The organism is Candidatus Aegiribacteria sp. (assembly GCA_021108005.1).
Taxonomy (GTDB): domain Bacteria; phylum Fermentibacterota; class Fermentibacteria; order Fermentibacterales; family JCC-6; genus Aegiribacteria.
The window spans coordinates 1-26,431 of the sequence record JAIORS010000142.1; the positions used below are offsets into that span (position 1 = coordinate 1).

The following is a 26,431-nucleotide window of genomic DNA, read 5'->3' on the forward strand; positions in this document are numbered from 1 at the left end:
AATCCTGAAGGTTACTGGAACGGTCCGGTCTGGGTTCAATGGCAGTATCTGATTTTCAGAGGATTGATAAATTACGGATATTACTATCAGGCTGAGCAATTAGCGCATATAGTGTTAGCGGCTATAATTGATCAGTTAAAAAGTGATCATAACCTGTGGGAATTCTACAGCCCGGATGATCAATGGGCAGGTTATCATAAAACATATATCTGGACAGGAATCGCGGCGCGCATGCTGATGGATTTAAATGAATTGGAAGCCGGTCTGATTGATGTTGATTTGTAGGATTGTTTCTGGAAGTACGGTCAATCCCGGGTAGGAATCGGAGGGTTTCAACCGGATTGAGATGAAAAATTAAAGAGAGCCTTCTTGGGGTTCTATCTTCATTCTACTAGAATACTGCAAACGCTGAAGGTGGGGCAGGACCCTGATCAATACCGTGAGGGTTCGATTTCCCGATCGCACTGAATATTGGAGGAGACTTGAGCAGAGTACTACTTGTCAACCCGCCATCGGCAGTGGGTGTCTACGAAAAAAGCAAAATAAAAGTAGCAATTACAAGCGCTCCCTTCATTACCCTTGCGACACTCGCGGGGGAGCTTCTGAAGGAAGGACACCAGGTCAGGATAGCTGATCTTATGATTGAGCATGATCCCTTGGTAATCTACAGGGGCATGCTTGAGAGCTTCCAGCCGGAGTATGTCGGGATAACCTTTACGACTCCTCTTTTTCATGAAGCTGCTGAGCTTGCCGGTATAGCTCATAAGTTCCTGCCCGAATCCATCACGATTGCAGGTGGTATACATGCCACCACACTTCCTCGGGAATCCCTGGAGGAGGGTAACTTCGATCTTGTAGTTCTGGGCGAGGGTGAAAAAACACTTGCGGAGATATGCGCGGGCAGAGCCCTCCGGAACATCAGGGGCATTGCCTACGGAAAGGGTGACAGTTTCACTATAACAGCTGAGCGGGAACTCATTGCGGATCTCGATGATCTGCCATTTCCCGCATGGGAGCTTTATGACCTTTCGCGATACAGATCACCGCATATAGCAAGCAGAAAAAACCCGGTCGGTTACATGGAAACAAACAGGGGCTGCAACCACCATTGCACCTTCTGCAGCCAGAGGATATTCGGCCACCACGTCAGGTCGAAATCCGCAAGAAGAGTCGTTGATGAGATGTTCAGGATGCTTGAGCTGGGTTTTAACGATATTCATATAAAGGATGACAATTTCACCGCGGATATCGAACAGGCCAAGGAAACCTGCAGATTGCTCATAAACGAAAAATTTCCCGCCCCCTGGGCCCTTCCCACCGGAGTGAACGTTGACGATGTAGACAGTGAATTCTTCCGACTTGCCAGGGAAGCCGGTTGCTATCAGATATCGTTCGGAATTGAGAGCGGTGTCCCGGAAATACTAAGCGCTGTGAATAAAAAACAAACTCCAGAGAAGATCAGGGATGCTGTTGAAACGGCCCATGATGCGGGTTTGGAAACTGTGGGCTTCTTCATGATGGGTCTTCCGGGTGATACTGAAGAGACCATGCAACGCAGTATCCGCTTTGCGCAGAGCCTTCCGCTCACATACGCGAAAGCCTCCATGACACTGCCATTTCCCTCTTCCGCGCTTTACAGACAGATAAAGAAGGATGGAAGAATCCTGTCGGAGGACTGGCAAATGTACAATTTCCATTCAACATCGGAAGTCTGGAGGCATGAGAATCTGGATTGGAAAACAATCCAACACTACTACTCGCTCTTTCACAGAAAATTCTACTTCAGGCCTTCCTACATCTGGAGCAGGTTCTGGCGGGACATCAGGATGGGACAGCTCTGGGATGACATTAAAGCAGTCCTTGCAAATGATTGGTCAGGCTAGATTTAGACCATTGAAAAGCTTAACCAGCAGCTGAGGTATGCAACGAGTAAGGCAAATACCTGATAAAATAGAGATGAAGAATCAGTTACTCGTTCTCCTTTAGCTTTTAACCGCTCATCACATTGACCGGGAATATTCCTGCCTGTATTGTTGGTTTCAAAGGAAGAAATGGTCTAAATATCTAAGAAGCCCTGGGACTTGGAATAGTCAACATTGCAGGCATAGATATATGATGTAAACAAGTCACTGTGCATCGAATTGAGTGATTGCGGGAAGGTACTTTTTCAATCTGAAAGAGGAAGACTGAATGGATATAACTTTAATATCGCCCTATCTTGATATTTTTTCGTATGGTGTCAGATCTCTTTCTTCCACGTTGAGGGAGCATGGATATTCGACAAGGCTGATATTTCTTCATGATCTTAAAGCATTAACGGAGGGAAACTTCGATTATCCAAGGAAATATCATCCTGCAGCTTTAGATGGCGTTGTGGAGTTATGTCAGGATTCTGACCTTGTAGGTATTTCTGTTATGTCCAACTTCTATGACAGGTCATTGGAGCTTACGAGGACTATTCAGGAGAAGACCGGAGTTCCTGTTATGTGGGGTGGAATTCATCCAACGCTTATGCCGGAAGAGTGTATCGAGCTTGCTGATATGGTCTTTATCGGTGAGGGGGAACTCGCATTACCGGAATTTATGAAGAAGTGGAAGGGCGGGATTGATTATTATGACTCCTCTAACTTCTGGTTCAAACGAAACGGTGAAATCATTAAGAATTCCTTATTGGATCCCATACAGGACCTCAATTCAATACCAATGCAGGATATCAGCCTGGAAGAACATTACTCAATCAACTGGGAACAGAATAAAATTATCGAAATGGATGAAAAGGTTTTCGAATCATTGACAACGAATGGAGTGTCAATTGGTGACCGAAGGCCTATTTTTCAGGTTATGGCTACAAGGGGCTGCCCGCATAAATGTTCGTACTGCTGTAATTATGCAATAGAGAAATTGTATCCGGGGCACGGGCGGATAAGGCGGCGGAGTGTTGGTAATTTGATTGATGAACTTGTTTATATCAAGGGTAGGATACCATCAATAGAGCTTTTTGCGTTTACGGACGATTCATTTATGGCTGCGGATTCGGATTGGTTAAATGAATTCAGCGAGGAGTACAAAAGCAAGGTGGGAGTTCCGCTGTTCTGTTTGTCGAGTCCCGTTACGATCAATCGCAAGATGATGGACCTCTTCGTCGATACAGGTCTTTATTCTATTGAAATTGGGATACAGACGGGTTCTGCTAAAACGAAAAAGATGTACAACCGCGAGATATCGAACGAGAGTGTAGTTAAGGCTGCAAAGCTATTAAATGAATACCGTGATAAGATATATCCTCCTGTTTATGATATTATTCTAAATAATCCTCTCGAGAGAATTACGGACATGCTCGACACGGTGAGGCTGATGCACAGTTTGCCGCATCCAAAGATTTTCAATTACTTCTCAATGACTTTTTTCCCCGGGACACTGGTTTTAGAGATGGCTCTAGAGGCAGGCGTTGTAAAAGACATGATTGAGGATGTCTATCGGAAGCACTATTTCATATATGGTTACAAATATATCAATATCCTTTATTTGTTAGCTGAGAAGCGTATACCCGGATGGATATTTTCTATATTAACCAATACAGCATTAGCGTATATACTGAATGCAATATTGCCGGAGAAATTACTGAAGTATCTGGTGACGAAGGCAAAAAATCGAGGGCAAGAGTAGGATGGAAATGAGAACAATGAGGGTCGGACAAATCATGCTGGAAATAACCCCGGAATGACAGATAATCCAGCATACGCGCGAAGAGTGATTTGTTTTGTCATTCTCGTATGTGCAATGCTGGCATTTTCCGGAAGCAGCATATATACAGAGTTGACTTTTAACGAATCCGTAAATGGGGTCAATAGCGAATGCCCACAATGGATACTGAACAATCAGGTGCTCATTGATGTGGTCTATTACGGTTTTGACGAAAAGATACACCGCGGACAGATTGTCGCTGATGCCCGGGTAGCAGGAGATCTGCAGATAGTATTCATGTTGATGCTCATCAACCGCTTCCCCCTTGAATCAGTGGTGCCCATATCGCAGCTCGACTGGGATGATTTTGAATCCATGCGGCAAAACAACACTTCGGCTTTCAATTATCGCACAGTTCCCTTTTCGGACAGGTTATCCAATCATGCATACGGATTGGCAATAGATATCAATCCTGTGCAGAACCCCTATTACACAGGTACTCAGGTATTTCCTGAGGACGCAGTATATGATCCTTCAATACCGGGTACTCTCTACGACGGGCATCCGGTGGTTCTGTTATTGAAGACGCTTGGCTGGAGATGGGGTGGTGACTGGTACGAAAAGGATTACCAGCATTTCGACAAGCAATTGGAAATAGTAGCATTAGAGGATATTCATAATCATTGTTCATGGCCCCTTGGGAGGTAATGATGAGAAAATCAGTATTCGTTCTATCCGCTCTCACAGTTCTGGCAGCCACCTTGTCCTGCAACGAAGAAGAGGCTTCAGATTCACAGGTAACCACAGAACAGATAGATGTAGAGCAAACAAGTGAAGAACCGGTAAACGAAGAACCTGTAACACCGGAAGAAGAAATAATCGAAGAAACCACGTCAGAACATCACCCGAGTGCGAATCTCGAACGATGTTACGCAACGTCTATCAATACGCCTGAAAGCAACTTTTGCCCTGAAAATGTGTTTGACGATGACCCGAACACATACTGGGCCACTATGCCAGGCGCAGCCCCTGACGAAGGACTATTTTTCTCTTTTGAGAAACCCGTAATTATCAGTGCCATCAGCATACAGGTCCTGCCGGGCAGCGGCAGTATCGAAGGAATCAAGTATTATCAGCTTTATATAAACGGATTGGAATCCCCTATCCGCAGAGCAACCGATGAACCTGTTCCGATTAACGCCTGGGTGAAGAGCATCTTTATCAGGATCGATGCCACTGACTCAATGGAATCCCAGGTGAACGGAATCCGTTATGCGGGCAATCTGCCTGTCGGCATTAGCGAAATAACGCTTCTGGTCATGAATGGAAATGGCGATGAAGTCCCTCTGCTGGTTCATCCGATTGGAAGAACCGGTGGACACGTACAGGCCAGTTCCTGTCTTGAGCCCATGGAGGCCTATCACACTGATTTCCTTTTTGACTCACGTTCGGAATTCGGCTGGTCCGATGGCAATCAAACGAGCACCGGTGATGGAGAGAACCTGACATTCTTTTTTGATCAGCCACAGCGCATCGAAAAAATAAAAATCTGGAATGGCTATCAACGATCCCAAACACATTTCGACCAGAATGAGCGGGCATCTGTAATTTCCTTCGGAGCTGATGGCGGAAACGCACCTAAATACCAGCTTTCCGACACCATGGAACCGCAGGTGATAACCCTTGACACGCCTCTTGAGGACCGCAGTTTCACGATGAATATTCTCGAGATACACGAAGGTGCGACGTACAAAGACCTTGTAATAAGTGAGCTGCGTTTCTTTAACGGAGAGGAATGGTTTGTGCTTGATTCCGGTGAAAGCCAATCACGAAAACATGACATACTGGAATGGGCACAAAACACTTCTGCTGATGCCTTCATCGACAAACAGGTATTCTCCAGCTATTACGCCGAACAGGAATATTTTACACAAACCCTTGTTTTGCGCTCAAATGGCAGTTTTATCCTCTGGAAGCACAGAGAACAAGATGGTGATACGGAGATCATGTACGCTGATGGCAACTGGCAGATCATTGATGATAACGCAGTGAGGATATTTGGAAGGCTGCATAGAATTGGGCGTTACTCGCAAGCTTCGTATGATCCATATTACGGAGTACGTCCGGGCCAGGAACCGGACATGGACCGCATCACCATCTTCAATGATATCCTGGAATTCGACGGCAGCCATATTTCCAGTGATAGGGGTATGTTCGAAGACTTCACATTTTAGCGATGTATGATTAGAACAGAACAGCTGGCTTCTATTTTCCTGCTGATGATTCTGGCGGTAGTTGTGATTGTCAGCGGAATTGCTGCGCTCAACCGGACCGAGTACGCAAACGGCTGGGATGGTTATTACTACCTGGTACAGGTACAGTCGCTGCACAACACAGGATATATGCACTCCCCGGAATATTCCCCGGTTTATCTGCCGCTTATGGCCCTGTACGCCATCACCGGGAATTACATCATATCGTACAAACTCAGCGCGGTGCTAATAAAAGCTCTCTTTGTCTTCTCGATATTCACTCTGGGCTTCTCCCTGCTCAGGTCTAAAGCCGATATTGATAGGCGAACGGCCTTTTTTACCGCCCTCATCGCAGGTGCCCTGTCGGCAATGAGCCCCTCATTGAATTACTATTTTACCCAGTTCCCCAAGAACCTCCTGGGTTTTGCTCTGCTCTTTTTCTTCATGGCTTCGGTGTACAGTACCAGCCAGGCCTGGAAGAGACAAAATTCTCACTCTTCGCATCAGGATACATCAAAAAGACATCCATTCGAAAGAATGCCAAGAGCGGTCAAAGTGCTCAGAGTACTCGGAGTATTGCTGTTATTTGGAGCAACATTTTTTACCCACCGCTTTACCGCGATACTCTCTCTCTGCTTCCTCGGGATGTATTTCACCCATTCGGTAAAGCCCCTGCTTAAGCATTTATGGGCAGAAAAGAAGCTTGAACCGGGCAGCTCCTCAACATCCTGGCTGCGAAAGCACAGGAGGAAATCACTTCGGCTTCTCATCCTGCTCATACCCCTGATTGCGCTTACAGTACTTTCCCACAAACTCCCACTGGCTCTTTCATTCTACGATCTGGAAATAATCACGAGCAATTTCTCACTCAGCCCGATTCTTGTACCCGCATCATTTGTACAGAATTTCGGTGATTTCAGGCTTTCGGCAGCCTGGATCGTAGAGATCTTTTTTGCCAGCGCCTTGCCGCTTATAACAGGCGTACTGCTGCTTAGCAAGTATAGATTCGGTTTTCTGCGTCTTGGCAGGGAGTATTATATCTTGATCCTCTTTGGCCTGACAGGATTATTCCCCTTCTTCACATTTTCGCTCACAGGCCTTTCTTACAGGCTTTATTACGGCACACTTCTTATCTTTCCCCTGCTCTGTATCCCGTACATATGCCTGGGGGTACAAAAAATCCTTCATTACCGACCTGAAGAAAGGGCACCAGGGCAGCAGGCAATAGTCGTGATGCTCTTCGTGGCATTACTGGCCTCTTCTCTGTACACGGGCAGATCCTACAATCCCGAGCTGCATGACCCTCCCTACGCGTTCTACGAGGAACTCGCAAAAGAGAGTATAGCGTCTTTAGCCTTGATTGACTACGAACTCATCATAGCCCATAAAGCGCTTTCCTCAATGATCACCTATACCTTCGAAGTTGATGCCCTGCCCTGGGCTCCGGAGGAATACTTTCCCCGCGAGCGGGTGTGGCGGATAACAGCGGGAATCCTGCAGGATGAGGTTGCGATGTACCTCAGCCCCGAACTGGCAGAGCAATACTTTGTACCACTGAGCCGGGACTACGCCCTCATGCGTGAAGATCATTGGGAAGCTTTTATGCGGAGTATTGCCAACGAGCCTGTTATGCTGGAAGCTGTTCATAACTGGCGGAACCCCTGCGAACAGAGACCGGGATACATGATGAAAGACAAATTGTAAGATATTTAAAACTGTGCTTTATTCTGAGCTTTCAGTCTGCCGATTATATCGTTCAGTTCCTCATTGCTCAGGCCCTTGCCGTTTTTCTGCATCCTGAAGAGAATAGCTGAAACTCCAGCCCATTCAATGATACTTACTGTAACTTTGTAATCCTTTACAGCTTCAAGAAGATGTTGAAAATCAACCGTTTCACTTTCGCATACTGAACAGATCAGAGTAGCAACCTTTCTTTCTCCTACCATGACAGCCATTGAAGACGGATTCTTCGATGTACCCCGACTCTCAAGAAATGATGATATTGAATCGTATACCAGTCTGATATGCTGAGAAAGCTCTTCAATTGAAATACTGGCCCTGAGAAAATCCTCAATATGGTAATAAAAATCGGTTACGATATTATCAGGGATCTCGCTCAATTCGGATCTTATCTCCTTCAACTGTCTTACATCGTTAAGCCTCATGCCTCTGTCGAAATCTCTGAATTGCCCAAAATTTTCTTCAATAGCAAGTCTAAGATCCCTGTAAGCATCTTCCATCTCGATGAAATCTTCCCGCTCGATGGTTATGTCAAGAATATCAACCCAGGTATTCCTGTAATTGGAGGGTGACTTGAAGGATACCACAGTGAGTCCCTGCATAGCGTTTGCAGAGCCAACCAGATCGATGATTTTCGTATCGTGCGTATCGCTGTCAGGCTGATTCGTTACCAGAACCAGCTTCAAATGAGCCTGGAATGTTGTCGATGAAACAACAGCGATATACGCCTGACTTATACCTGTGGTTTCGCATTCCTTTTTCAAGAGAGGTATCAGAGCTCTGGCATAATGCTCTCCGCCACCGTATCTGTATATTTTTTCCAGTTTTTTTAGTTCATTAGCCACCAGAAGTTTTTTAAGACTCCTCTTGATAACTGTCTGTTCAACTCTGGTTGCGCTCAAACCGCTGGGGCTAGTCATTTCTATCCGTATGGAGATAATTCCGTCCTGGGTCGTGTATCTTCTCTGATGGCGAATTGAAGCTCCATGCCATGCGTGTGTAAGGGCGGTTACACAATTTTGAAATGAAATGTCCCTCTCGAACCCGGCTATATTTATACCTGTAAGGTGCTCTCTAGTCGTTCTGAGATTCTTTATGGCAAACTGTGGTTTTCCCGAGCTTTTCCTGACCATGTTCACAAGCTGGAAGTTCGTTTTGATTATCCAGCCAAGGTCACTTGCCTTTCTCTCGGCAAGGTATTCGTCAGATCTTGATGATATAAAAAGAACCAGTTCCCCCTTTTCCCCGAGAATCCCTTCCGGTACTTTTTCTTCTCCATATAGTATTTTCACGGCAGCCCGTACCTCTTCGAATTTCTCAAGCCTTTCCGCCGCTCTGGACAGAAGGGAAACCGTTCCCGCGCGTCCCCGCGCCAGTTTGGCAAGAATATCGGCCATTCTGCCAGCGTCGGCAACGAACTCATTCCGCCGATTTAAATCCTTATCCCTGATACCCGTTATGACATACCCTCTTCGAACACCATTCGTATCTATGGCAAAACCTTCGAGAATATCCAGATTCCAGCCTGAGTGGTGAAGCTCGCTGAGCACAACCGTTGCCAGTCCAGGCCAATCCTCTGCTCCTACTCCAACGAGAACAAGATCATCGTCTTTCTTCTGGTTCACAACAACCCTGGTCTTAGATGATTTATTCAAGTCAAGCAGTTGATCGAAAATCACTGATCTTCTTTCGGCAGGAATAATGCAACCCGGGCAGCTATTGTATTTCTTATCTGTTTTATTCAAGACTTCCATTCTCCAATCCCGAAAACCCCTTTTCTATAGTGCTTGACAAGAAGCACGCATCAAACAATATATGCTCCCCGGTTGCACAAGCTGCAACCATCGTTTTTGTGGGCGAATAACTCAGCTGGCTAGAGTGCCTGCCTTACAAGCAGGATGTCGGGGGTTCAAGTCCCTCTTCGCCCACCATCCCTTTTTCCAAGGCTGATAAATTCCGATTCTTCAGAATGTCGAGTTCATCGTATCAATAATGAAACTCCATGAATGCTCAGCTGCAATCGTTCCTTCCTGTTCAATTATCTGCACACTCGCAGTGTAATTACCATCATCAAGAGGTTCATTCGGTCTGAACTGGATTATGTTTCCATCGATTATAAATGGACTCAGCTCTTCCCGAAATGCACCAGATGAATCAGATAGAATCGTAGAAGCGCTCCAGCCGGTCAGACTGTCACTAAAATCGGCATAGACCTGCAGAATTGGTCTGTGGTCGTAAACAGTTCCGGATGGATACTTTGAACTGAAAAGCACGGCCGGTCTTGCGGGAACATCAATATAGAGTTTCTCTATCGTTTCGTTACCCGCGGAATCAGCAAAACTGACTTCCAGCGGTACGGTCTGTCCAGAGAAAGGAACAATATCCATCCCGCAGCGGAAGTAAGAGTCTTCCCCCAAAGTGAGGTATGCAATATTCACGCTGTCAACGGATATTGCAGCTTCCTCCACTCCTGACAGTTCATCGGTACATATTACCTCAACAAGTACTTCCATACCGGCTGAATCAACTGTAAAATTAAGGTAAGACAGTTCCGGGGGAATACTGTCCAGTGAAATATTCCATACAAGACTTTCAAGGAGGTTTCCATTGTTTTCAAAGATCCTGACCGATCCGGTATCGAATGCGGCTGTGTTGAGAGTGGTCTCGAAAACCCACAGTTCTTCTTCCTTCTCCGGAATAATCATGGTGTCACTTGCGACCAGATAAATGTCTCCGGTTTCAAGAGTATCCGATGCAGTCATGAAGCTGAAATGCTGAGCCTGACTGCTCTGATATCCAGTTGGCATGATGGAATGCACAGCAAGCTGCTCCGGTTCAAAGGAAAGTCCGAGATCAATCGTACCTCCCTCTTCAGGAACCTGCCATCCATGAAGATAGATCCAGTATGCAACCGAAGTATCGGGTTCGATCAGAGAAATGCTTTCGTTCGAGGTAGGTGATGTAGAGCTTGCCGCAAGCTCCGACATATCGTCAACAGCTCTGTTCGCATTTTGGTCTACGAAAAGGAAAAGGTCCAGATCAAGGCCGGGTTGATCCCCGGTGCTTCCGATATCCAGACTTCTCTCCCCCGCGGGAATCATGAATGGACCGATAATGTATCCGGCCGAAAGAGGATCCTCCGGATCGTCCTGCTGAAGCATTATATCCTGATAGTACCTGATCCAGCTCTGGTCATAATCGCTGCTGGAAAAGCTGCTGCCCCGGCTGCGTGATAAACATGCTGGATCCCTGTATAGAGACGGCTCCGATAGCCAGCTGAAAACATCGTGTGACGGAATACTTGCTTCAGGATTCACTGATGCGGGAGAAAACTGAAAATCACGCCATGTAAAGACACTGTTTCTGTTATCAAGGACAGCATAGCATGTATCACCAGGTTCAGGGATGAATACATACGTCACTGCTTTGCAATTGAGGCCGTTTCTATAATCCCTGAAGTTCTTCGAATTCATATAGATAAGGGTTCCACGCGAAGCAGATGTCCGCCAATGAGTCCAACCCGGACTCCGGTATGAATCGTCGCCGTTATCATCACTGATCGAATAAAGAGAACGGGAATAATAGGACACCGGGAAGAATCTGCTTATTACAGAAATGTTCGACGGGGGATCGATTTCCGGTAGAGATACGTTCTGCCTCTGCGGAATTCTGCAAGGCACAGTATAGTTTATTGAGTACGACTTCCCTTCGGTGAAGGAAATATTCGAGCTTCCAGCCGATCCGAAAGGTGAAATGACATCGATTGTATAGCCTCCATTCGGTTCCCAGCCCAGTTGAAAATCGCATGTACCCGATTCGTCGGTATAGTTGAATTCGGAAACTGAATTAGCATTCTTCCAGTGCGACCTTGCAAGAACCATGGCCCCTTCAACGGGAACGCCATCCGGATCAGTGACCTGAATCTCTACCTGAGCAGTCTGTGTATATCCCGAGTCTTCGGGCATGTATCCAGACGCCGGTGGAACCAGAACACTGTTTGTAACCGGCCATACGGTATTATCAGGACCGAAAGCGGTTATTGTTGATATGTCTTTCCCTGCATGGTTAACTTTCTCCCCTGATACCCACACATTACCGATCCCTGAAATTCCGTAGTTGATATCCCAGTGATTCCATCTTCCGCTTTCCGGATCAAGATACTGATTCCACTGATGATCTTCACCCCGGCACCCAACAACGTATGCAGGTATAAAGAAAGCTCGGCATAACGCTGTCTGCAAAATGGATTGTTCACCACAGGATCCGTAAGCCTTACTGTAAATAACCATCGGCTGCAGGTCATTCGTCAAGTATCCGAATGTCATCAGTCCCCCGGGCTGAGAATGGGACTGGAAGTTGCACAACCTTACCACCGCTTCCTCGTAGGTGTCTGCATCCATCATCCGTTCTTCAAGTGTTCTTCCACTGGAGCTGTCGGAAGGTATGAACTCCCTCCAGAATACGTGATCTGCCGATCCTCCATACAGGCTGTCTTGTTCATGATGCAGCCATTCCTCAAGTGAAATGGATGCAGTATCTCGCTGTGAACACCAGTATTCAGCGTTGATCCTTGCGGGTACTTCAAACAGTATCCTTGGATGAACAACGAACCTATAGTAATTATCTTCTGAGATCTTTGTCCATCCGCCCTCAGTCTTCAGCTGGCATATCGTTACATCCAGGGAATCAAGCAGACGGACATAATCAAGTTTTTCAGCCATTTCGAACATCTCTGAAACGTTGACTGAAAACAGATCACTGTCACCGTTCTCATACATGCTTCGTAAAACTTCTGTAGGGGTATTCGCAATACAGTAGGCTATCTCGTCACGATGCTGAGGCTCAGCATTGATGATCCACCCGGAGAATTCGTTTACTTCCCGGATACCGGATGGAGAACGGAAAACGGAATAGGGAGCAAAGTACCTTGAATAGTAGGCCTGAATGTCTGAAACGGCGCTGTTAGGTTCGAATTTCCAGGAGTACCTCTCAACGTAGAAAGGGCTGCCGTCGAGAGAACTCTCGTCTAACTCGAAAAAAGTAAGGAATCCTCTTGAATTTCCAATAACAAGCTCTTCATTTCCATCGTTGTTCATATCAGCGAAATCAGGTGTTGAGTATTCTCCAACGTCGATATTACAGAATTCCGAATTCTCAGTGGAATCAACCCAGGCACCGCTGTTGTCCATTGTGAAGTATCTGATGTCACCGTCTCTTGAGCCGAAGACAAGTCCGTTTTTCCAGGCGGCCGGAGCTCCCGAGGGAATTACAGGCAAGTCTTCAATCCTCTCCCAGTTACCTGCAAACCAGCCTTCGTAACCCGGAAGGTAGTAAACATTCCCTTCCATGGTTCCGGCTATCAGATCAGGGAATTCATCTCCATTTATTGAAGCGATTGCAAGGCTTGGATAGGTGCCTGGAACAGGTGAAAGATGTAGAAACCGAAGCGAATCAGAACCAGACTGGGTTTCGTAAAGAACACCGTTACGTGTTCCGCAGACAAATATGTTTTCTCCGGAGAGATCTACTACAACCGGCGATATATTCAGAAGCGTGTCTCCGCAACAGGGGGAATTGAGCATAGTCCATTCCCTGGGCATCATACTCCCATCGATAGGTGAAGTGAAAAACTTCAAACCATTCTGCTGCGTTCCTACCGCGGCTATCAATATTGAGTCACCGGAAAGGCACAACGAAGGGGAACTGAACGCACCTGTATTCATGGGAAACATGGTCATGTATTCAGAAACGAACGGCAGGAAACAGGGGATATCAATGCTGCCACGGTTCCTGTAGATGAGAAGACTCCCGGAATCCGTTCCCACAACAAGATCAGGGAGGCCGTCGCTTTCCATATCACCCAGGGCTGTTCCAGCAACCCCTGAGATAGTGAATCCTTCGGTCACTTGAAAGACGGAATCTCCGCTACATAGGCTCAGTATACCCTCATCACTGATAAAAGAAGAGTCCGGGAAGCCATCATTATTAACATCACAGAATCTTCCAGATTCGACGGATTCGGCGATTCCGCTGATACAAGTCCAGTCTGGAGCCAGAAATATCCTGCTGACAGAATTATCATTCCCCTCGCTAATGATCAGATCTCCTATCCCGTCTCCATTTACATCCGCGAAAGCAGGCAGAACAGGTGAGTCCTCATCAATAACTTCGTATAGAAGGTCGGTAAGTTTCACAGTAAGATCTTCCCTCAGCCATTCATCGCACAGTTCAATTGCCTGCACAGCTGAATCGGGCAATACATCATTGAATCCAGTCAAAGGTCCTGGAGCAAGTGTATTTACAGTTCTGAAATCAGCAAAGCCTGAAGAATCAGAATAAACTGACCAGGCATATCCACCGGGCGGAACAGTAATTGTCACACTGTCATCCGCTGATGAGGAAGGTACGATGCATGCCGCAAAAATAAAAAGCGAGATCGTGACAGGTAAGGTAAAAATACTGCAAAATTTGTTATTCACAGATACCCCTTTAATTTGAGCATATTAAATGGTTTACTACAATATATTTCTTTAATGCTGCAGAATTAGTTGAACAAGTGTGCTACGTCCCCTGCCGTAGAATACGGAAGCCGATGTGGCGAGCCCTGTCGCCGGGGGCCAGGTATGTCACCGCATCAATCGTAATTCCATCTCCGGGTGACAGCCATGCTCCTCCGCAAACGGGAACCACAGAATCAAGCGGTGACACAGTCCATTCGGCTACGTTCCCCGCCTGGCAGGCGAAACCCGCATCTGTCAACGGGAACGAATCCACAGGAGCCGTCCATATGTATCCGTCCAGTCCCCTGGTCTCCCATTCATCTCCAGCGAGGTAATTCGCCGCATACTCGGCATCCTCAGGCGCCAGGGAACCCCACGGGTACTGTCCCTCAATATCACCTGATACGTTCAGCGAAGCAGCGTACTCCCATTCTGCCCTTGTGGGAAGCCTTCCCCCCAGGACTGCCGCGGCAGCAATTGCATCATGCAAACTCACGTTGACCACAGGGTGATCCGGATATTGAAACAAATAATTATCCATCGATGGAAATTCTGGGTCAGGAGGCAGTTCAATACCCTTCTCATCGGCCATATAGTAGTAAAGCCTGTTGGTCACTTCGTACCTGCCCAGACGAAAATCGGATATTTCAACGGTATCTCCGTCGCCGGTGATGAAAATTCCCCCTGTAACACTAACGAAAGATGTATCCTTCTCCGTCAGTGGAAGAGGATCAGGTCGAAACAGCTGGTCTTCACCGCCGCCACAGGCGAGGAACAGTGAAAGCAGCAGGACAGCGAACAAGCACTTCACTCCGGACGCTTGTTTCTGAACATTATGGCAAGAGGAATGATGCCGCAGTATCCCGCTATAAGCATTACAGGAGCAATGGTGATATGTCCCCCGCGGAGGAGAAACCATCCGATAATAATATCGAGCAGTCCTCCGGCGAACAGGATATAATTTACAAGCGTAAATGGAGCTGCCCCATCGGTATTTTCCTTCCTATCGATTTGCTCAGGAGCAGTCTTTACTTTTTCCGCCATTGAATTCTACCTCCATTTCATATGAATTTGATTTCACCGTATGAACAATACTTATACACCATTTCGCTGAGGACTGTCAACATCGGGAACGTCAACAAAAAACTGGTTCTGTTCCTCTCCTTCACCCGGTTTGATTATCAAGCCGTTCTTCCATGCATGACGCATAGCTTCACCGACGACGAAGAACGAACCTGTTACCACAAGAGTATCCGAGGTCAGGGATCTGCCCTTCTCCAATGCTCTGCCTATATCATCCTCATAGTAGGCTTCAACATCATTCTTTCGGAATTCCTCACAAAGGGTTTTCGCCGGAAGACACCTTTCGTTAATTGGTGTAGTTGTTACAACCGGGCTGAAAGCCTCTTTAAGCTGAAACGTCATTTCCCGCCATAATTTGTCCTCCAGAAAACCTATCACCGCGGGTACTGGAACCAGCCTGTTTTTCCTCAGGTACTCTATAAGAAGAGCTATAGAACCGTGATTATGCGCGACATCAAACAGAATATTGGGAGAACCTGTTCGAAGATCAATTCGTCCAGGCCATCCGAGCGTTTTGCAGGTCTTCCCGAAAGCCCGCATAACAGATACTTCATTGAATCCCGTTATCTGCATAGCGGCTGAAATGGCCAGCCCCGCGTTGCGTTTCTGCTGTTCTCCCGGCAGGGGTGCTACCTCTGCCGGTGAAGGAATTTTACGATTCAAATTCTTTTTTCCAACGGCATCGGTGATAATTTTTTCTACTTCGGGTTTCTGACTGTACGCAATCAGTGCTGAACCTTCACGGGCAATGGCAACTTTTTCCGCTGTAATAGCGGATTCGGTAGATCCGAGAATCCTTCGGTGCTCGATCTCAACCCCCGTAAATACGGTGCATTCACCGTTCAGCAGCCTTGTTGCGTCAAGCCTTCCCCCCAATCCGGCTTCTGCGGCCACAACGTCAACTCGGCTGTTCATGAAATGCCAGGCTGACATTACCGTTGTTATCTCGAAAAAAGTTGCGTTGTGCTCCTCAATACTATCTCTGAAGAGTTCAACGAATTTCACTACCTCCTCTTCCGGTATCCATTTACCGTTAACAGCAGTTCTTTCCCGGTAGTGCAGAAGGTGTGGGGAAGTAATCCTCCCTGTTCTAAAGCCCATATGCATGAGCATCTCCGACAACATTGCTGTAGTGCTGCCCTTTCCGTTTGTCCCCACGATATGAACGGTTCTGAAACTCTTCTGGGGATCACCGGCGTCCATCATAAGCTTCCTGACCCGATCAAGGCCGAACTTCATTCCCATCCTCCTCCTGCCGAAGAGGTACTTCTCTACTTCACTGTAGTTCAATTAACGCCGCCTCCTGCATAAAAGAGGAAAGAAATGCCCCCTGCTTCTTTCTGACTTCTTTCTGTGAAGAAAGAACTTCCTCATGGGTTAGAACGACTCCGGGAGATGCTGCATTCGTTACAAGTGATACCGCTGCCACATCAAATCCCCGCGATGAGAGCAGCAGAGCTTCGGGTACAGTTGACATCGACACCGTTGATATCCCGTTTCTCTGAAGATACTCTATCTCTGCGGATGTTTCGTAAGCGGGCCCTGAGGCACACGCGAAGATGCCTTCTCTTAATTCGGTTCCCGTTCTGCCTGCAGCTTCCTCAGCCGCTTTCCTGAGCTTCAGGGAATATGCCGATTTCCTTATCCTGCAGCCCATGGATTGAGGCACACATCCGGTGAAGTTGACATGATCCCTGAACAGAACAGCGTCACCGGGCCGCAGCTCAGTATCAACAGCACCGGAAGACGATGTAAGAATCCACACCGAAACACCGAGGTCTGCCAACACACCGGGCAGCGTAGATATTTCATCTCCAGTGTATCCCTGGTAATGATGCCGTCTTCCAAGTAAAAAAACGAAACGGCCGCAACTGCTGAAGATCAGTTTACCGGGGTGCCCGGCAACTTCCGTATCAGAATTTCCAAGCAGTTCCCCATAACTGATCTCGATGTCTATTCCAAACTCATCTGCCAGCCATGATAATCCGGAACCGAGTACAACCCCAACCGGGGGTATCGTGTCGCACCTGCTGACAATTCTTTCCGCTATTATGGCTAATTCGCTGTAAGGATGGAGTGGTTTCTGGAATTCCAGGCCATCTTCACCGTCGGGATAATAGTTCTCAATAAACCGGGTTTGTCTGTAGCCGCTTTTTCTGTAGAGGGTAAGGGCCGGCTGAGCGCTTTCTCTTACTTCAAGGTTAGAAATGAACGCACCGAGGCGTTGGCCCCATTCCTCAGCGGTTTTCAGAAGATCCGTTGCCAGGCCTTCCCTTCTGAATTCATCATGAACCGCGAGGTTAACGATGTGAAGCCTGTTCGAATCGAGCTGTGCGCTGATGTATCCTGTTATTCTTCCCTCTATCCTTGAAGTCCAGGTTCGGAAGGAAGGAAATACAATACAGGAAAGAAGTGCATCCCTGTCCCAGGGGCATGGGAATGATCTTCGTTCGATATCCATGATGCCTGAAATGTCGCCTGCTGATGCGAGACGGATATCAGAGAACAACGCTGTCCGCCTTTTCATTGAAACCCCGGAGATATACAGGAGCCGGATGATCGTCGAAACCATGTGATTCCGCCTTCGCTGAACCAAGCAATGCAACCAGTGAAGGCCTTGGAATATCCCACAGCGGATCGGTGACTTTAACATTACCCGAAAATGACATCTCGTGCTTCCCGCTGCCCACAGCTATCACGGTATCAAGTTCAGCTACCCTCCTCTCAAGGGCAGACGCAACGTAAACACCGGGCACGATAATTGTACGCGCTTCAAAGGAACTGCTTTCATAAACAGCGGCGAATACTTCATTACTTCGGGCCTTGATGCATGAAAGAACAGGATAATCCGCTGTAACCGATGCTGCAAGGACCCTTAGAGTATCTACACATACCGCACCAACACCCCATCCTGCGGATAATCCCAGTGTCGTTGCAATTCCTATGCGAAGGCCCGTATAGGATCCGGGCCCTGCGGACACGGCTATCCCTGTTATCTCTTTTGGGTTCAGGTCAGCCTGCTTTATAAGTCTGGATATGCCCGGAAGAACTTTTTCTGAATGTGTCGCCCTGATTGGAAAAAACTCCTCTGTAAGAAGTATGCCATTCTTTATCAATGCGGCTCCGCCCGTAGGGGTTGTAGTCTCAATTCCCAGCCAGACTTCTGTCATCTACCCTCACCTCCCGCATCAAAGAATCACCTGTAAAATCGATACTCACGAGTGTTCCTTTCTCCAGGGCTGCCGCATCCAGACGTTCAGCCCATTCCACAATCACAACAGCTTCACTTTCAAGCACTTCGTAAATCCCGTAGAAAGCCATCTCATCAGGGCTTCCCTCAAGTCTGTATAGATCTATATGATGGATCTCAAGACCTCGGGAGCTGTAAACAGCGTCAACAATGAAGCTGGGGCTTGGAATACTGCCCTTTATTCCCAGTTCCCTCAGGACAGCACGCGCGAATACCGATTTTCCAGCGCCAAGGCCACCCGAAAGAAACAGCTTGCTGCCAGATGTGATATTACAGGCTATTTCTCTCGCAAGTTCCTCCAGAGCAGCCTGATCCATTAACCCAGACTCTTGGGTTTAAGAATTATGCTTGGAACTATCATCTCCTCAAGAGATACTCCGCCGTGCTGGAATGTATTTTTGAACTTGAGCAGTTCGTCCCTTGGTATATTCTGAAACATCATGAAATAGTTGGATCTCGCGAAAAGATAGCCTTTGGAAGGCCTGTCATCAGGCAAACCCCATTCAGCGGGTTTTTTAACAGAAATAACCGCCTTCTGTTCAGAGACCAACGAGTTTCCAAAACGGAACCTCAGGCTGCCTGAGACTCCCCTGCCTTTGATCCTGGTATCCCGGGATGTAAAGACGGAGCCGTGATCGCTTGTTATCACAACGGTAGTGCCTCTCGCCGCGAGTGTATGAAAAAGATCCTTCAGAAAAGAGGATTTGAACCATGTCTCAGCAAGCTTCCTGAAGCTGGTTACATCGGGCGCGAGATCCTTGATAAGATCAAGCTCGGATCTGCCATGCGTCAGATGGTCTATGTAATTAACTACTACTGCGAGAAATCCATTATTAAGATATTTGGATAGGGAGTGCATAAGCACTTCTCCTTCTCTCCTGTTGCTTATCTTCGCGAATGAGGGCTGAATCATTTTGTCGCAGCCCAGCCTTCTCAGGGCTTCGGTAAGGAAGTAATGCTCGTGTTTGTTCAACCCTGCTTCACCATAATTCTCATTCCATTTATGCCTGTGAAATCTCCATATATCACGAGGAAGCAGTCCCGCGAATATCGAATTTCTGCTGTAGGGTGTTGCGGATGGAAGGAGTGTAAGCATGAAATCGGTTTCTATATGAAACCATTTTTCCAGTATCGGGGCCATTGTAAGCCATTGATCGTACCTCATGCAGTCTATCACCATCATGACCAGTTCACCTGCGGAATCCATCTCCGGGACTACAACCCTTTCAATGTAATTGTGCGACATGAGCGGTGAATCCGAACCTGTGCCGGATATCCAGTCGGGATAATTCTGTTCTACATGTTTTGAGAAATCAATCTCAATATCATTGAATCTGCCTTTATCAACACTCCGCATCTCGTCGGTAAGCGAGCCGTCCGAAGCTACATCCTTCTCAACCCATGAACGGTAAATATCTACCCATTTCTGCCAGTCCATCTTTTGATCGCGCAAATCCATTATCCTTGTCGTCTGATCAATCATCTCTCTGGCAGCCCTCTGGGTTTTCAGGCGGGTTCCCATCAACAGTCTTTTTATTACGAGAAGGATCTGGCTCGGGTTCACAGGTTTTGTCAGGTAATCATCAACCTCCCCCCCAATAGCGAGATCCATCAGTTCCTCTTCCTCACTCTGGGTAACCATGACAATCGGAAGCACATGATAGCTTCTTCGGATGCTCGACACGGTTTCCAGTCCATCCATACCCACCATCATCTGATCCATCAGAACCAGATCCACCTGGTTCGCTCTGAGTAAATCAAGAGCCTGCTGTCCGCTGTGCGCAGTAAGTATCCTGTAATCATGTTTCTCAAGATATTTTATATGACTTCTCAGGTGCTGAATCTCATCATCGACCCATAGAATCGTAATCATTCGGTATCCTCCGATGATGCGGGAAGATTTATTACGAAAGTGGTACCCTTACCCGGAGAACTGGCTTTCAAGCGAAGGCTTCCATTATGGTACTGTTCCACGATTCGTCTGCTGAGAGTAAGACCAAGCCCCCATCCACCACGTCGGGTACTGAAACCCGCCTTGAAAATCGCCCTTTGATCGGAAAAAGGTATTCCATTCCCATTGTCAGCTACTTCAATTACAACCAGCCCGGACCCTTCCTGAACATCCCTGGTGCTTATTTTTATCATTCCGTTTCTTGTGTTTTTAAATGAAGCAATTGAATTCCTGAGAAGATTTTCAATGACCCAGCTGAACAGTACTTTATTCATACTGACAGGATATTCGGATTCAAAATCGGTTTCCAGCTTCATGCCTTCAGACAGAAATCCCGGATGTCCACAGAAATAATGTACAATATCGAGAATTACAGGATTGACGAGGTTACTTTCAAGCCTGGGTTTTTTGCCTATCTGGCCGTATCTGCTGGCGATCTGTTTCAATCTATCAACATCGTTTTCTATACAATCAAGAGCTTCTGAGAACTCTTTATCCGTCTCGGCTTCCGGCTTCTCCCTGAGAAGTTCTATCCAGCCCATAAGGGAAGAAAGAGGTGTACTGATCTGGTGTGCCGTCTCCTTGGCAAAACCAACCCATGAAAGCTCCTTTTCCTTCTTCAGTTCCACCCTGATAGCGTAAATAAAAATTAGAACCAGGAGGAAAAAGATACCGATTTCAATGTATGGCATCAGTAGAAGTTCTTTTGCCAGATCATCGGATCCGTAATGGAGATATCCGATCGTTTCACCGTGAGTATCGATTATTGGAACCGGTTCGTTTTCTCGGTCAAGTGTCTCTGTAAGAAGTACTATCGATTTGATTTTCTCCTGGTCTATTGAGTCGGAAACCGCTACTCCGTTAACAACCTGGGGTACCATATCAGTATCGGAGAGAACAGTTGTATAATCAAGCCTTTCAACAAGCTCTCTGAAAATATTCCTGGTCCTCTGTAAAAGCTGTTCACGTTCCTCAATACTTTCCAGGGATATCAGGTGCCATTCGGTGATGCAGCCGCATTCCTGACAGAAATCTGTTACGATGGAGTCAGATTCAATACCGCTTGCAGGGTTCGTTGAACCGCACCCGGAACAAACGTAGACCATACCAATATCCGCCAACATACTCATTGGAACCTGCGATCCTGCCCAGAACCAGGCTATGGTCTCGTTCGCGTTTGCCCTTGTCTCTCTGAGACGGGAGACAAGACTGAAACTGTAATAGAAGAACACCCAGACAAGAATAATAACAGCAAGTAGAGGTAATATTTTGGTTCTGATGTTCCACATATCAGTCTTTCTCGATAACCGGTATTACGAAACCCGCACCGGGTATGAACAGGGGTCTTTCACAGTTTTTCTGTCTGATCCATGATTCAACATCATGAACGGGTTCAATACCCATTCTCTCCACGATGGCGTCTGGCAGGCTGCTTGAAAGCGCAAGATTCATCTTCTTTCTTATGTTCTTCAACAGTACTATGGAATGGTCTCCCAGATTGTATCGATTTTGTCCGGGAGTGTTCCAGCCTTCATCCATGGATGTTACGAAAGCCTTCTGAAGATGATCAGCCCCTACACCTTCCCTGCACGAGCTGACGAGAAGAAGGTGACCACCATCTTCAACCAGTGAACTGCAATTGTAAATGGCTTTCTCGGACTGATAAAGACTGATATCCAAAGGCTCTCCGGGATGAAGGACAACCACCTGGGATCTGCCGGGAACGGAGATGGTTGACAACTCTGTTGAAGCGCCGACGGCTTTCATAAAAGAATCTCTGCACGAACCCGCAGAAAAGTATACTAGTCTTCCGCTGTGTACCACACCGTTACCCTGAACTATCTCCACTCTTTCTTCCAGCATGTCCAAAGCATCCATCATATCCGTGTGTACCGGGTTACCGTTAAGCCTTCCCGGCAGTGCTCCAGGCAGGCAGGCATGGTAGTGATTCATCACAATGGCTTCCCTGCATGATACACCAGGAAGAAAAGATTTCCGCCCTCCGGTGAATCCGGCAAAGTAATGAGGTTCAACAGAATTCACAGAAACAACAGGATTCCCGTCGAAAAGCCATGGATCCATGCAAACAGGAGTACCCATAGGTGTTCTGCCGATACTGACCATGTCAGGTGAATCGCAATCACTGTTCTTCCAGGAAGCATTGGGAAAACAACCTCCGAGAAGAATCGATTTCTCCTCCGGAGTAACCGGTCTGTGCGTCCCCGTTGCGAACAGAATTCTTACTTTGTTACCCAGGACTTTCTCTAACGGAGCAATCATCTGGAAGGAAGCCGGCCTTGTGGCATCGTTAACCACTAGTGTAACAGCTTCGCTGTTTCCGAACCTGACCAGGTCAGGCATAATGTAAGACCATGCATCCTTTATCTGCTGCTCGGTTAAAGGTTGAGGATTAACCCGATTTGAAACCTCCATATCTCGCAGTATTTCAGGAATCATGTTCCGCTTTTTCATATGATTTGAAGTCTTGTTCCGTCCCAGACGAACTCAGTTCCGGAAATGTCCTGAGCCCCGGAGAAGGAATTGAAATCATCTGCAAAGGTAAATGTACCCTCTCCGGAAAGGGTGCCTTCATAGTAGGTGAATTCAAGGATATCACCCGTCAGAGTTCCTTCAATAGATCCCAGCGGATAATCCCCCGTAACGTTGCCGGAATCATCAACTACCAGTTGCATATGACCCATTGTCGTATCCCATGATCCTTCTGGACCGGATGCAACCGGAACATTTGCCTCGATTTCCCTCAGAAGCTCCTCCTCGTCCATTGTTTCGTGTACTTCTGTCTGGACTGTATCGGTTGAAATCTCATCCGTTAACGAATGAGACGACTCCGTTTCAGAATCGCCACCGCATGAGATAGCGGTCAGGAGAAGAATTATGAAGATCGCTTTCGTTATTGATACTCGCATAGGGGGTGTATCCTTTCAATTAGTAAATCCGCTTATTCCGCTATGGACATACGGAACATAAAAATATACACTATAGTTATCCAGTTTTCCCAAGGGGGTTAATCGTGTTCAAATCTGATGGAAATAAGAGAGGTCTGCTTTTTCTTCTTTTGACCTGTATTCTGCTTGTTCTCGCGTCTGTTGCTTTCGCAAGGGCAGGCGGTGGCGGGAGCTACGGAGGATCAGGCGGAGGAGGAGGCAGTGGTGGGGGCGGAAGCGGCGCTGGATACATCTTTTACCTTCTAATTAGGCTTGCAATCCAAAAACCGCTCATAGGTGTACCGCTTCTAATAGTTGTAATTGTCCTCATGATAAAATTCGGCAATAAGGCAAAGGGCGGATACGAAACTCATACCATCACAAAAGCTGGAAAACTTAAAAGACAGCAGGAACAGCAGGAAATGCAGAATGCTCTGGATGCCTTGAAACAAAGGGATCCGAAATTCACGCAAGAGGGTTTTCTACAGAAAGCGAATATGGCTTTTATAGCCCTTCAGGAAGCCTGGTCAAATCAGAGCCTCTCATCAGTAAACCAGTTCATCTCCGATGGAATCGATGAGCGGTTCAGTCTTCAGTTTGAAATGCAGAAGGCTGAAGGCTATCGAAATAAAATGGAAAACATCACAATTCAGAATTCGAAAATCGTTGGTGTTTTCAGTGACTCTCACTTCGATACAATACATGTTGAGATTACAGCCATGGCTGACGATACCGATGTTGACCTGAAAACCGCAAAGCGGATCCGGAAAAATACATCCGCACCGTTTACGGAATACTGGAGTTTTCTCCGAAAACCCGGAGTTCAGACATTGGAAGGCAAAGGCCTTGTGGAAGGATTCTGCCCGAACTGCGGAGCCCATTTGGAACTCAGTGATACCGGCAAATGCGAAAACTGCGATTCCCTCCTCACAAGCGGTGAATACGACTGGGTGCTTGCCGAGATAACCCAATCGATGGAATGGAACATCATTTCTGACAAATCCCTTATTCCCGGGTTTGAGGACATGATAACGCTGGATCCCGGTTTCAATCTGCAGCATATCGAAGACAGAACCTCAGTGATATTCTGGCGGCTGATTAAATCCTGGTTTACCAACGATGTATCTGACGCAAGGAAAGTCACTCTCCCATCGTTCCTGCAGGGATTCAAACAGCAGTTATCCAATACCAGGAGTGACAAGGATTGGCTCTTTTTCAAGGACGCGGCGGTAGGCACGGTTGAAGTCCAGGACATTGTACCGGGGACGAAGAACCGCATGGACAGGATCGAGATACTTGTGAAATGGTCCGGTATAAATGCCAGAAGAAACGAAGAAGGCAAAGTACATGTAACAGGTCGCAAGATCATAAGACCCCAGATCTATACCCTTGTTCGCAAACACGGCATTAAAACAGCCGTTGATCAGAGTTTCAGATCGTCTCACTGTCCGGGTTGCGGAGCCCCCTACGAGGGTGGTAGTACCGGTGAATGCGAATACTGCGGTAAACCTCTGAACGATGGAAGTCAGGACTGGGTACTCGATTCAGTGAACCGTTTCTCCGCATCCAGAATCACAGCGAAAGCTGTAGACGGAATAGAGAGAGCAGCCCTGGTTCCGCCGGAACTGCTTCTCTCAGCAATGGTTAATGCCATGTACGCAGACGGTGAAGTGGATGACAAGGAGATGAAAACCCTCTCTTCCTTCGCCGCAGATCGTCACATATCGGAGGAACAGTTAAACGAGATAATCGATACCGTAAAATCCGATCAGGATACATTACCGAGCCCGAGCAACCAGAGGGAAGCAAGGGAAATACTCGCGGCAATGTCAAAGATGGTTCTTGCGGACGGAAAACTATCAGGTACTGAGAAGAACCTTCTGCAGACCTTTGGAGAATCCCAGGGACTTGTATGGGCAGATGTAAAACTCATTATCTCCCAGCAGAAGTCTCAACTCTATATAGAAGCAAGGAGGGCTATTAAGGAGACTAAATAGAATAAGAACTTCAGACTTGTTAATATTTCAACATCACCTGCTATACTCGTAACAGCTTTCTTTGACCGGAGATTGAGGTGATATAATGAGGATAAAAATCGATAAGGAAAGTGATGCATTGTACTTCCGTTTGGATGACAGCACTATTGTAGAATCTGAAGAGGTTCGGCCAGGTGTAGTTCTGGATTTTGATGAAAATGAAAATGTTGTTGGGATTGAATTCCTCAGAATATCTAAACGAGCTACAAAAGAAGAACTATCTAATTTGCAGTTTCAGACTTCCTGAAAAACAGCAGCTTCGACAACTGCATCAACCAGAAACAGTGGCAACATTCTTGGCTTGTGAATACTGTTCTGGTTATGCAGAGCGTTCAGCGAAATTGCAGTCAATTCTTGACAACGTATGCATAGATTGCTAATATAATGCATACGGAGGTGCCAAAATGAGAACTACATTAAACTTACCCGAAGAGTTACTGACCAAAGCAATGCGAACAACCCATATCGAGACGAAAACCAAAGTGATCATAACAGCCTTGGAAGAACTGATTCGTAAGTATACTATCTCTGGTCTGAAGAAATACAAAGGTAAAATAGACCTGAATATTGATATGGACAGCGTCCGGAATCGTGAATGCAGGTTTTAGTCGATTCTTCGGTCTGGATTGACTATTTCAGGGGCGGAGGCAACTCGGACAAGTTGGATTTCCTGATTGATGAGAACATTCTCGTCATTAACGATCTGATCCTGGCTGAACTGATCCCGTTTTTGAGAATTAAGAATCAATACAATCTGATCGACTTGTTGAACTTCGTTGAACGGTTGAATTTGAAGATTGATTGGGAACAGATCATTGACTTCCAGCACAAATGCCTGAGAAGAGGAATAAACGGCATTGGTATACCCGACCTGATCATCGCACAGAATGCACTTCAGAATCACTGTGAAATCTATTCTCTCGACCAGCATTTTGAATTGATGAAAATACCCTTGGAACTTGTACTGACTGAAAAGTAAATGCGCTGAAC

General features: G+C 46.7%; 22 protein-coding genes and 1 tRNA gene. 11 read left to right on the top strand and 12 right to left on the bottom strand.

Annotation, left to right across the window (positions count from 1 at the left end; genetic code table 11):
- The 6 genes from K8S15_08585 to K8S15_08610 form a co-directional block, all read left to right on the top strand.
- A partial coding sequence (locus K8S15_08585; protein MCD4776087.1) for a hypothetical protein occupies nt 1-285 on the top strand: 285 nt, incomplete at its 5' end.
- A gap of 197 nt (nt 286-482) precedes the next feature.
- Nucleotides 483-1,883 (top strand): B12-binding domain-containing radical SAM protein, encoded by a 1,401-nt coding sequence (locus tag K8S15_08590; GenBank protein ID MCD4776088.1) that lies wholly within the window; start codon nt 483-485, stop codon nt 1,881-1,883.
- Between the two features lie 307 nt (nt 1,884-2,190).
- Nucleotides 2,191-3,666: a B12-binding domain-containing radical SAM protein gene (locus K8S15_08595; protein ID MCD4776089.1), complete on the top strand. Its 1,476-nt coding sequence runs from the start codon at nt 2,191-2,193 to the stop codon at nt 3,664-3,666.
- 54 nt (nt 3,667-3,720) lie between these two features.
- Entirely contained in the window at nt 3,721-4,392 is a 672-nt protein-coding gene (locus tag K8S15_08600; GenBank protein ID MCD4776090.1) for a M15 family metallopeptidase, read from the top strand.
- Nucleotides 4,393-4,394: 2 nt separating this feature from the next.
- The gene (locus K8S15_08605) at nt 4,395-5,918 is read left to right on the top strand and encodes a discoidin domain-containing protein (protein MCD4776091.1); all 1,524 of its coding nucleotides are present in this window, start codon (nt 4,395-4,397) and stop codon (nt 5,916-5,918) included.
- A 6-nt stretch (nt 5,919-5,924) separates the two neighbouring features.
- Nucleotides 5,925-7,640 carry a hypothetical protein gene (locus K8S15_08610; GenBank protein MCD4776092.1) on the top strand — a complete coding sequence of 572 codons (1,716 nt, stop codon included), beginning with the start codon at nt 5,925-5,927 and terminating at the stop codon, nt 7,638-7,640.
- A 5-nt stretch (nt 7,641-7,645) separates the two neighbouring features.
- Here the strand turns inward: K8S15_08610 and K8S15_08615 are convergent, their stop codons facing one another.
- A complete protein-coding gene (locus tag K8S15_08615; protein MCD4776093.1) occupies nt 7,646-9,421 on the bottom strand; it encodes a hypothetical protein in 1,776 nt (591 codons plus the stop codon).
- A 109-nt stretch (nt 9,422-9,530) separates the two neighbouring features.
- On the opposite strand from K8S15_08615, the gene K8S15_08620 reads away from it, so the two are divergent.
- Nucleotides 9,531-9,607, top strand: a tRNA-Val gene (locus K8S15_08620).
- Nucleotides 9,608-9,640: 33 nt separating this feature from the next.
- On the opposite strand, the gene K8S15_08625 is transcribed toward K8S15_08620, so the two are convergent.
- From K8S15_08625 to K8S15_08675, 11 genes are all read right to left on the bottom strand, one after another.
- Complete coding sequence (locus tag K8S15_08625) at nt 9,641-14,155, bottom strand: hypothetical protein (protein ID MCD4776094.1); 4,515 nt, start codon at nt 14,153-14,155, stop codon at nt 9,641-9,643.
- An 82-nt stretch (nt 14,156-14,237) separates the two neighbouring features.
- Nucleotides 14,238-15,095 (bottom strand): formylglycine-generating enzyme family protein, encoded by an 858-nt coding sequence (locus tag K8S15_08630; GenBank protein ID MCD4776095.1) that lies wholly within the window; start codon nt 15,093-15,095, stop codon nt 14,238-14,240.
- Nucleotides 14,984-15,220: a DUF3098 domain-containing protein gene (locus K8S15_08635; GenBank protein ID MCD4776096.1), complete on the bottom strand. Its 237-nt coding sequence runs from the start codon at nt 15,218-15,220 to the stop codon at nt 14,984-14,986. The genes K8S15_08630 and K8S15_08635 overlap by 112 nt, the downstream gene beginning before the upstream one ends.
- A 51-nt stretch (nt 15,221-15,271) precedes the next feature.
- Nucleotides 15,272-16,549, bottom strand: a complete 1,278-nt coding sequence (locus tag K8S15_08640; GenBank protein MCD4776097.1) for a hypothetical protein — start codon at nt 16,547-16,549, stop codon at nt 15,272-15,274.
- Complete coding sequence (locus K8S15_08645; GenBank protein ID MCD4776098.1) at nt 16,536-17,786, bottom strand: GNAT family N-acetyltransferase; 1,251 nt, start codon at nt 17,784-17,786, stop codon at nt 16,536-16,538. Before K8S15_08645 ends, K8S15_08640 begins: the two co-directional genes overlap by 14 nt.
- Nucleotides 17,758-18,429, bottom strand: coding sequence for a tRNA (adenosine(37)-N6)-threonylcarbamoyltransferase complex dimerization subunit type 1 TsaB (gene tsaB, locus K8S15_08650; protein ID MCD4776099.1), 672 nt, complete (start codon nt 18,427-18,429; stop codon nt 17,758-17,760). Before tsaB ends, K8S15_08645 begins: the two co-directional genes overlap by 29 nt.
- Nucleotides 18,404-18,826, bottom strand: coding sequence for a tRNA (adenosine(37)-N6)-threonylcarbamoyltransferase complex ATPase subunit type 1 TsaE (tsaE, locus tag K8S15_08655; protein ID MCD4776100.1), 423 nt, complete (start codon nt 18,824-18,826; stop codon nt 18,404-18,406). Before tsaE ends, tsaB begins: the two co-directional genes overlap by 26 nt.
- A complete protein-coding gene (locus K8S15_08660) occupies nt 18,826-20,382 on the bottom strand; it encodes a bifunctional response regulator/alkaline phosphatase family protein (GenBank protein ID MCD4776101.1) in 1,557 nt (518 codons plus the stop codon). The genes tsaE and K8S15_08660 overlap by 1 nt, the downstream gene beginning before the upstream one ends.
- Nucleotides 20,379-21,749 (bottom strand): HAMP domain-containing histidine kinase, encoded by a 1,371-nt coding sequence (locus K8S15_08665; protein ID MCD4776102.1) that lies wholly within the window; start codon nt 21,747-21,749, stop codon nt 20,379-20,381. Before K8S15_08665 ends, K8S15_08660 begins: the two co-directional genes overlap by 4 nt.
- 1 nt (nt 21,750) lies before the next feature.
- The gene (locus tag K8S15_08670; protein MCD4776103.1) at nt 21,751-22,917 is read right to left on the bottom strand and encodes a lactate racemase domain-containing protein; all 1,167 of its coding nucleotides are present in this window, start codon (nt 22,915-22,917) and stop codon (nt 21,751-21,753) included.
- Nucleotides 22,918-22,928: 11 nt separating this feature from the next.
- Complete coding sequence (locus K8S15_08675; GenBank protein ID MCD4776104.1) at nt 22,929-23,387, bottom strand: hypothetical protein; 459 nt, start codon at nt 23,385-23,387, stop codon at nt 22,929-22,931.
- A 104-nt stretch (nt 23,388-23,491) separates the two neighbouring features.
- Here K8S15_08675 and K8S15_08680 point away from each other — a divergent pair, with 104 nt between their 5' ends.
- From K8S15_08680 to K8S15_08695, 4 genes are all read left to right on the top strand, one after another.
- A complete protein-coding gene (locus K8S15_08680) occupies nt 23,492-25,402 on the top strand; it encodes a TIM44-like domain-containing protein (protein ID MCD4776105.1) in 1,911 nt (636 codons plus the stop codon).
- Between the two features lie 85 nt (nt 25,403-25,487).
- Nucleotides 25,488-25,688, top strand: a complete 201-nt coding sequence (locus K8S15_08685) for a DUF2283 domain-containing protein (GenBank protein MCD4776106.1) — start codon at nt 25,488-25,490, stop codon at nt 25,686-25,688.
- A gap of 157 nt (nt 25,689-25,845) precedes the next feature.
- Complete coding sequence (locus tag K8S15_08690) at nt 25,846-26,049, top strand: type II toxin-antitoxin system VapB family antitoxin (protein MCD4776107.1); 204 nt, start codon at nt 25,846-25,848, stop codon at nt 26,047-26,049.
- Nucleotides 26,037-26,420 carry a PIN domain-containing protein gene (locus K8S15_08695; protein MCD4776108.1) on the top strand — a complete coding sequence of 128 codons (384 nt, stop codon included), beginning with the start codon at nt 26,037-26,039 and terminating at the stop codon, nt 26,418-26,420. The genes K8S15_08690 and K8S15_08695 overlap by 13 nt, the downstream gene beginning before the upstream one ends.
- Nucleotides 26,421-26,431 lie beyond the last annotated feature (11 nt).

What these genes read in the sequence shown, in the direction of transcription:
- K8S15_08595 (MCD4776089.1), top strand. Translation starts at nt 2,191, where the DNA reads ATGGATATAACTTTAATATCGCCCTATCTTGATATTTTTTCGTATGGT.
- K8S15_08600 (MCD4776090.1), top strand. Translation starts at nt 3,721, where the DNA reads ATGACAGATAATCCAGCATACGCGCGAAGAGTGATTTGTTTTGTCATT.
- K8S15_08605 (MCD4776091.1), top strand. Translation starts at nt 4,395, where the DNA reads ATGAGAAAATCAGTATTCGTTCTATCCGCTCTCACAGTTCTGGCAGCC.
- K8S15_08610 (MCD4776092.1), top strand. Translation starts at nt 5,925, where the DNA reads ATGATTAGAACAGAACAGCTGGCTTCTATTTTCCTGCTGATGATTCTG.
- K8S15_08630 (MCD4776095.1), bottom strand. Translation starts at nt 15,095, where the DNA reads ATGGTTTCTCCTCCGCGGGGGACATATCACCATTGCTCCTGTAATGCT.
- K8S15_08635 (MCD4776096.1), bottom strand. Translation starts at nt 15,220, where the DNA reads ATGGCGGAAAAAGTAAAGACTGCTCCTGAGCAAATCGATAGGAAGGAA.
- K8S15_08645 (MCD4776098.1), bottom strand. Translation starts at nt 17,786, where the DNA reads ATGAAAAGGCGGACAGCGTTGTTCTCTGATATCCGTCTCGCATCAGCA.
- tsaB (MCD4776099.1), bottom strand. Translation starts at nt 18,429, where the DNA reads ATGACAGAAGTCTGGCTGGGAATTGAGACTACAACCCCTACGGGCGGA.
- tsaE (MCD4776100.1), bottom strand. Translation starts at nt 18,826, where the DNA reads ATGGATCAGGCTGCTCTGGAGGAACTTGCGAGAGAAATAGCCTGTAAT.
- K8S15_08660 (MCD4776101.1), bottom strand. Translation starts at nt 20,382, where the DNA reads ATGATTACGATTCTATGGGTCGATGATGAGATTCAGCACCTGAGAAGT.
- K8S15_08665 (MCD4776102.1), bottom strand. Translation starts at nt 21,749, where the DNA reads ATGTGGAACATCAGAACCAAAATATTACCTCTACTTGCTGTTATTATT.
- K8S15_08670 (MCD4776103.1), bottom strand. Translation starts at nt 22,917, where the DNA reads ATGATTCCTGAAATACTGCGAGATATGGAGGTTTCAAATCGGGTTAAT.
- K8S15_08675 (MCD4776104.1), bottom strand. Translation starts at nt 23,387, where the DNA reads ATGCGAGTATCAATAACGAAAGCGATCTTCATAATTCTTCTCCTGACC.
- K8S15_08685 (MCD4776106.1), top strand. Translation starts at nt 25,488, where the DNA reads ATGAGGATAAAAATCGATAAGGAAAGTGATGCATTGTACTTCCGTTTG.
- K8S15_08690 (MCD4776107.1), top strand. Translation starts at nt 25,846, where the DNA reads ATGAGAACTACATTAAACTTACCCGAAGAGTTACTGACCAAAGCAATG.
- K8S15_08695 (MCD4776108.1), top strand. Translation starts at nt 26,037, where the DNA reads ATGCAGGTTTTAGTCGATTCTTCGGTCTGGATTGACTATTTCAGGGGC.